Here is a 6,595-nt window from a genome sequence, read left to right as displayed (position 1 = left end):
TTGATGCGGGTCTCGTCATCGGGATGCATGTCCCGGTCGGCGGGGCGACCACGCTTGGCGCCGACGCGAGCCTTGGTTGAGACCACGTGAGTCTCCGTTGCGGCATCGACGTCTTGCTGCCCCGAACTCCGCGACGACGTCTTGCCGCTGCTCAATCCGAACGCCTTCTTGAACCCTGACGCCATGCGCGACGTAAATCCGCGGCGTTTGCCCTGCGGCGCCGCGGCGACTTCGCCCGCCTCCGCCATATTGCTCGATGTCTTGCTCCCCGAGCCGCCGAATCGCAAGCTGCTGGAGCCCGCCCGAGAGACGTCTATGCTGTGGCGGGCGCCGCTCAACGAGTTCTCCGGCGCCAACGACTGCGGCGTCACTCGCATCGAACCGCCCACGGATCTGCGACGCGGCACACGGTCGCCGGCGTCACTGTCGTGCGAACCGAGGCGCAAGTCGCTCAGATCCTGTTCCACATCTCGTCTCTGTGAATTGTACTCCCGGATCCAGGCGTCCGTATCGAAAGCTCCGGTCACGCCTTCGATCCACTCACTTACTTCGCGAGAATCGTCATCGCGCGGCTGGTTCCGTCTTGGGTACATCGATGCCGGTCCTCCGGAAATCAAATTTGGAACCTCGATCCTATTGACGCCGGACGGCTCTCCTTCCCGTCGAAGCAGGACGAACAGTCGCCGATAGCCGAAACGCCGACGCTCGTTTGCAAGGTCACGCAGCTTTGCCCGCAGCGCCACCTCCGGCGGTCGGCAGGACCGATAACGCACCGTCTTGCGGTCGGCGGATATGATCTGGCAGGCCCGCCGCTCCGAAAGACCCATCACGGCCTTCAGATGCGTGACGGCTTCACGCTTGGCGGCAGGCCCTACCATTTTTTTTGCAAGAAGCTCGCGGAGCGCGGCCGCATCCAGCATCTGTTCGGCCAGCAGCTTTTTCAGCCTGGCGTTCTCGTCCTCAAGCGCCTTCAGCCGCTTGGCCTCGGACACTTCCATACCACCGTATTTGGCTTTCCAGTTGTAAAACGTCGCTTCCGAAATCCCGTGCTTACGGCAGAGGTCGGCCGCCTTCGCGCCTGCCTCCTGCTCCTTCAGTACCGCAATTATCTGCTCTTCGGTAAACCTCTGCTTCTTCATTCGTCCGTCCTTTGATGGGCCGGACTCTAATCAATTCTGGAGGAAATTCGCAGTGGCAGGTCACCTTCACCACCTAAGGGGTCACGTGGCTCCGCTTTTCCAAAGCATTTTAGAATATCGATTTTGCATGATGGCGACCAGTCCGGTTGCACTAGCATATGCGTAATCTGCAATTGGAGACCAACAACGGTGAAAACAGAACAGGCCCGCGGGGCGGTAAATTTTCCGAGACGCCTCTAACATTCAAGCTAATCTTAGCCCTGCCGCGGCGCAGACACCTCCGACGGACTGTCAGCCGATTCGACGATGGTCTGGCGAAGGGAGCCACGCTTTCGCGGATCCTCGAGGCTTGGGCTGAGGTAAAGGGATCAGGAGCGGCGCATGCAACGCGCACCGCCCGCTTCATCGAGTCTAGCAGTCACGTATCCGCTTTATAGGCCGGACATGTGAGCGCACCGTTCCCATGTGAAGCGACTGAAAAGAATGCGCTTCATCACACCTTTCACTCTCAGGAGAGACCGCCATGGATAACTCAGAACGATCGCTGCGCTACAACATTTCCGAGGAAGATGATCGCACCCGGGCCATGGCGGGGTGGATCGAGAATATGACCGGGGCACAAACGCTTACGGGCATGCCGTCCCGATCAACGCCAGATCCCCATGCTCTTTCGCCTTCGTCGCCAACGCGACCATACTCGCTCTCTTCCGAACCTCCAATTAAGGTGCTCGACAGATCGACATTTGCCAGAAAAGTAAGGGAATTTTACGGTGATGAAATCAAGCACATTTCCGTCAATCCACAAGAGTACTCGCCCTTCGTGTCCTCTAAAGCCCTGCGTACGGCTACCATCGCTCGACTCTACGGCGGCACCGACAATGATACGCCCAGCGCGCGATATTTCAGCTATGATCTGGGAGAACGAAGCGTTGGGCTTTTAAGAACAGAGGATGGATTTAGCATCGAAAACGAGCCGTGGCGGGAACTATTTCCCGGTCGAAGAAGAATCACGTCGATTGTAGACCTTCGCGTTACTCATCCGCTTGTCGAGAACGCAGGCGATATTCTGCTCGAACATCAACTTCAACTCGACGGCGAACAGCCGTTGATCATGTCACGTCCCGCTACGCCGGAGATGGGAACCCGTCTAGAGCAGATGGGTTTCGTTAATGTGGGTGAAAATCGCTGGGTGCTCGACCCTACGCAACATCCCGACAAGTGGACAAAGAATAGCAAGGGTGGATGGCAGCGCGCCGACAAACCTTGGAGTTATCTCTCTAAAACCGTGGAGTATCTTAGCGACGATGAAGCAGGTGTCGAGGAGCATTCGAGTGACGCCAGTGTCGAGACAGATTCATCCGATGATGACCCGTCTTGGTACTTCGAACACCTCAATTTGAACCGCGGCTAAAAGCTTGCCTCATCGTGAGGACTTTTTGCGCCGCCGGCTGAGTTGATACGCCCTTGTATTACGGGAGGACGCAGGCGAAGATTAGAGACTGCAATAATTGCTGCGACTCTCTGCGACGGCCCGCCTCATGCTGCACTCCGATCCTGCCGCGATGCAGATTGGCGGGGCTGGCTTCTGGGTGGTCCGCAACGATATCGCCGTTGGGGGTATCTTCTGATAATGGCCGTCGGGTTCGAAAACCTTCTGGTTGAGCCCCTAAAAGATCACCCAGGTACTCCCCAGGCGCCTCATGAATAACGACACCGAAGCGCTTGAACTCGAATCGCTCGTATCCGGACCCGTCGCCAAGCCCAAGGCGACCGTCCGACACGATGTCGATGAATGATCGACGTGCGAGCTGACCGGAAACCGCAAGGTCCGGTCGACATCATCGGGACGCGCCCATGGGCCCCATCGGCACGCGTTGGCGAATAGCGGCGAGATCCGTCTCGTCGGCGCGTTCCAGTTCTCGACCATCGGCGTGCGCACATAGCCGAGCTCTTATGGCCGTCAGGCCCACTCGACGCGACGCCAACTCGCATGCCAAACTTTTCGTGATCAAGATCAGGCCCCTTCCAGGCAGCGTAGCCGTTGCGTCTGGGGCGCCCAGCAACCCGCCCAGCGAGGCCACATTGAAGATCGCAGGGCCGCGCGGCAACGCCGCACCGCACCGTTCCGCTTCCAGGAAGATCCACGGCAACGACAATGTCGCCGTTTGTCGCAAAGGCATCGACCAGAGCGCGGCCAATCCCGCCTGCAGCGCGTGTAATGACGGCGGGTGTCTGCTTGCTTCATGGATTAGCTTCTCCTGCTCCGGCGTATGCGATCTAACGCTAAAGGAGCCAGATGACAGCAAGTTAGCACCACGTCCCGGAAAAGAAGAGTTCGGCACCAGCTGAACGCGCCGCTATTCCGCCTCGGCTTTTCATGCTCTTTGCCGCTTCCGAGCGTATAGACCGGGTCGTTAGAATGCGATGTTCCGATCGGCTGCCTGAAACCGAACCGCTCAAACTCTGGCGACGCCGCCTGCTGTGTCTGCTCCTCGAGCCAATCATAGACCACTGTGCGGTCGGCAATTCTCCACTCCCCCTTCCCTTTTCAGAAAATGGTCGCAATATCGACCACATAGGAGAAACCTGGCAACGTTTGATCCGGCCGCAGTCCGGCCCTCGTTGGAGCGCAGTGAAGTAGCTCTCGACAGGTGCTTCAGCCGGGCTGATAAACTCAATCAGAACGTTGGTGATCTGGTGGATGTTGCGCGGTTCGGTCTTGAAGACACCAAGCGTGAACTCAATGAATCCCTCGGCGGAGCCCGTGTACGCTCCGTGAACGTCCTGCGCATCAGGCCAGAAGGAGCTGCGCAGCCCCGCCTCGTCCGCCCGTCTATCCCGCGGCAATACCGATAGGACAGTCGCGGATCGTTTCGCGATCATGCAATTCGACCCATTTTCGTGGTCCATGGCCCGTCGCAAGTCTGGTCTTGAGTTGAAAATGGCGTTCTATGCATCTGCGAACGGACATTCGCGCCGTCGGCGCTTGACTTGGCCTCGCAATGCCACTTCCCAGGGAACGTCTGTGAACTCAAACAGCGTGCGTAGGACAGCAACTCCCGCGCAATCAAGGACCATTGGTGCGTTGGATTTTGTCTGCAAGAACAGCCAGGGCCTCTCTGCGCTTGTGTGGAAGGTAGCTAACGGTCCATTCGGCGACAATGCGATCGACGAGTTCGCCAGAAAGAGCCCAATGTCGACTGGATCCCCGTTTGCGGCCGCCGGGGCTGCCGGTGCCTGTCTCGGCGAAGTCTCCTCCAAAGCCTGTATCCGAACGATCCTGCCTGGCTCCCAATCGGGCTCGTCTGACCGAGCGGGAGCGGCTGATCGACGCGAGGGAGAAATCTGGGGCCAGGCGGCTCGCCTCTCGGCGTCACCCCACGTTAGGCTGGTTATGCCATCCGCGGGCATCAAATCGGGGTGAAAGAAAGTTCTAAGCCTGGTGTGGTCGAGCGGCCCGACCTGCCCTCCTCAACTCAAGCACTCGAGGCGAGCCGCCATTTTACCGGTGTAGGTCTATTGTCGAATGCCTGACAACCCTATGTCGGGTCGCAAATGGAGGGAACCGGACAAAAAACTCTAACCAATTGAAAACTAACGCAATTTTCATTGACATGGCCCTTGCTTCTTGAACCGCGACGTTAAGCAGCAACGGAGCCTTTAATGCCCCCACCAATGATTTCGCTCAAGAACCTGACCAGCACGACAACTATGAACCAACTGCTGGCCACAGCGAAGTCCACTGCTTGCGCCGCGTCATTGTGCGGTTCGTCCGCAAAGCCGCACCACGTCGAGCCGGCTGTCTGGGAGAAAATCACGGACCTTTCCTGCTATTTAGAAAAAGCGCACTACTATTTCGCGCGCATGCACGTCGTAGCCGCACCAGCTTGCAATATCCAGTGCAACTACTGCAATAGTAAATACTGCGCCAACGAAAGCCGGCCTACGCCTGACCAGGCGCTGCGAAAGGTCGTTGCGGTCGCCAATGAAGTCCCTCAGCTTTCCGTGCTCTTTATCGCCGGACCAAGCGATGCCTGTTATGACCGGAAGAAGACAAAGGCGACATTTGCACGCGGAGCCACAGAGGTCCCCGATATCAAGCTGTGTCTTTCAACCAACGGTCCGGCAGTGCCAGACCGTGTCGGCGAGCCTGCTGACATAAATGTTGATCACTTGACGATCACCATCAAAATGGTCGATCCGAGAGCCGGCGCGAAGATATCCGCGCCACTGCAGGGCCGAGCCGCAGCTCAGCAGAAGCCCGGATACAAGCAGACCCCGCGAGCACATAGGCATCCAAGTCTCGATATTCGTCCAACATGCCTGGCACTCTCGGGCGCAGCAGCGCTGAGCTCTTGGTCATTTCCCCGCGCAAAATCCCCGTTTGCTCTCTTTGATGCTTCGGGAGCATCCCGATCACCGCTTCTGTGTCAGTCTGCTCCCGTCTCCAACGCTGCGGCGACCTCCTTGCGCAGCCATTTATGCTGCGGGTCGTGATGGCACCGCTCGTGCCAGATGAGCATGACCTTGTACGGTGCCGGCTCGAGGGGTGGATCAACAACCCTAAGCGGCAGCATCGCAGAAACTTGGGTCGCAACGCGGCGCGGGACGAGCAATACCAAATCCGTCCCCGAAGCCACCACCGCTGCCGTGAGAACGCTGGAAAAAAGTATGGGACTACGATCCTCTCGCAGGTTGGGCAAGTGGTCGTAGATCGGGCCGAAATGGTCGGGGGAGTCCGTACTGATGGCAGCGTGACGCAAGGTCGCGAAGTTGTCGATCGTCCATTCCTGCGCCAGCGCGGGATGGTCGTGGCGCAACAAACACGCGAAGCGGTCTGTATAGAGACTGCGCCGAAAATAGCCAGGCAGTTGCACGTCAATATGCCCAACGGCCAAATCAATATCACCTTGCTCAAGCCCCCGCACGGCACGATCAAACGGCAAACAGGCGAGTGTGTCGAGATGAGGGGCACGCTCGCGTAACCACGGCAGGAGGCGCGGTAGTACAGCCAAAGCTTGATGATCGGGGATCGCCAGCGTTGCCCCCCTCCCCCATTCTTTTGAGATTACGCTGCGGCTTGTCACCATCTCTCGGATCGTACGCAGTGCCGACGGCAGCCTTTGAGCCAAGTGTTCGCCTTGCGGCGTTGGGATCAAACCCGTTGAAGACCGCACCAGCAGGTCATCATTGAACATGCCGCGCAGCCTTCCCAGTGCCCGGCTCATCGCCGGTTGACTCCGCCCGATGTGCTGGCCCGCGTGCGTCACGTTCCGGTATTCGAGCAGAGCCTCGAGCGCGACCAGGAGGTTGAGGTCTATTGATGCCAAGTTTATCTGGTGTCCAGTGAGGCGCTCTCCTCTCCAATCTTGCAACATCTTTCGCCTATAAGCGAGTTGATCCGTCACCTCTTTTTCTACATAGCGTTTCATGACGTTCATTCCTCAACAATCAAT

3 protein-coding genes and 1 pseudogene are annotated in these 6,595 nt (G+C 58.1%); 2 read left to right on the top strand and 2 right to left on the bottom strand.

The window, feature by feature from the left end:
- On the bottom strand, window positions 1–1,139 hold a 1,139-nt coding region (locus EFQ99_RS35750; RefSeq protein ID WP_245441610.1), incomplete at its 3' end, for a transposase.
- Window positions 1,140–1,662: 523 nt separating this feature from the next.
- On the opposite strand from EFQ99_RS35750, the gene EFQ99_RS30990 reads away from it, so the two are divergent.
- The gene (locus EFQ99_RS30990) at window positions 1,663–2,550 is read left to right on the top strand and encodes a hypothetical protein (protein WP_008536079.1); all 888 of its coding nucleotides are present in this window, start codon (window positions 1,663–1,665) and stop codon (window positions 2,548–2,550) included.
- A gap of 2,252 nt (window positions 2,551–4,802) precedes the next feature.
- Window positions 4,803–5,360, top strand: a pseudogene (locus EFQ99_RS30965) (radical SAM protein); the annotation flags it as partial.
- A gap of 209 nt (window positions 5,361–5,569) precedes the next feature.
- Here the strand turns inward: EFQ99_RS30965 and EFQ99_RS30960 are convergent.
- The gene (locus EFQ99_RS30960; RefSeq protein ID WP_012489527.1) at window positions 5,570–6,580 is read right to left on the bottom strand and encodes a LysR family transcriptional regulator; all 1,011 of its coding nucleotides are present in this window, start codon (window positions 6,578–6,580) and stop codon (window positions 5,570–5,572) included.
- Window positions 6,581–6,595 lie beyond the last annotated feature (15 nt).

The organism is Rhizobium vallis (assembly GCF_003985155.1).
In the GTDB taxonomy this organism is placed as follows: domain Bacteria; phylum Pseudomonadota; class Alphaproteobacteria; order Rhizobiales; family Rhizobiaceae; genus Rhizobium; species Rhizobium vallis.
This window is presented reverse-complemented; position numbering and strand designations above follow the sequence as displayed.

Excerpts from the sequence above, each read along its gene's own strand:
- EFQ99_RS30990 (WP_008536079.1), top strand. The coding sequence starts at position 1,663 with ATGGATAACTCAGAACGATCGCTGCGCTACAACATTTCCGAGGAAGAT.
- EFQ99_RS30960 (WP_012489527.1), bottom strand. The coding sequence starts at position 6,580 with ATGAACGTCATGAAACGCTATGTAGAAAAAGAGGTGACGGATCAACTC.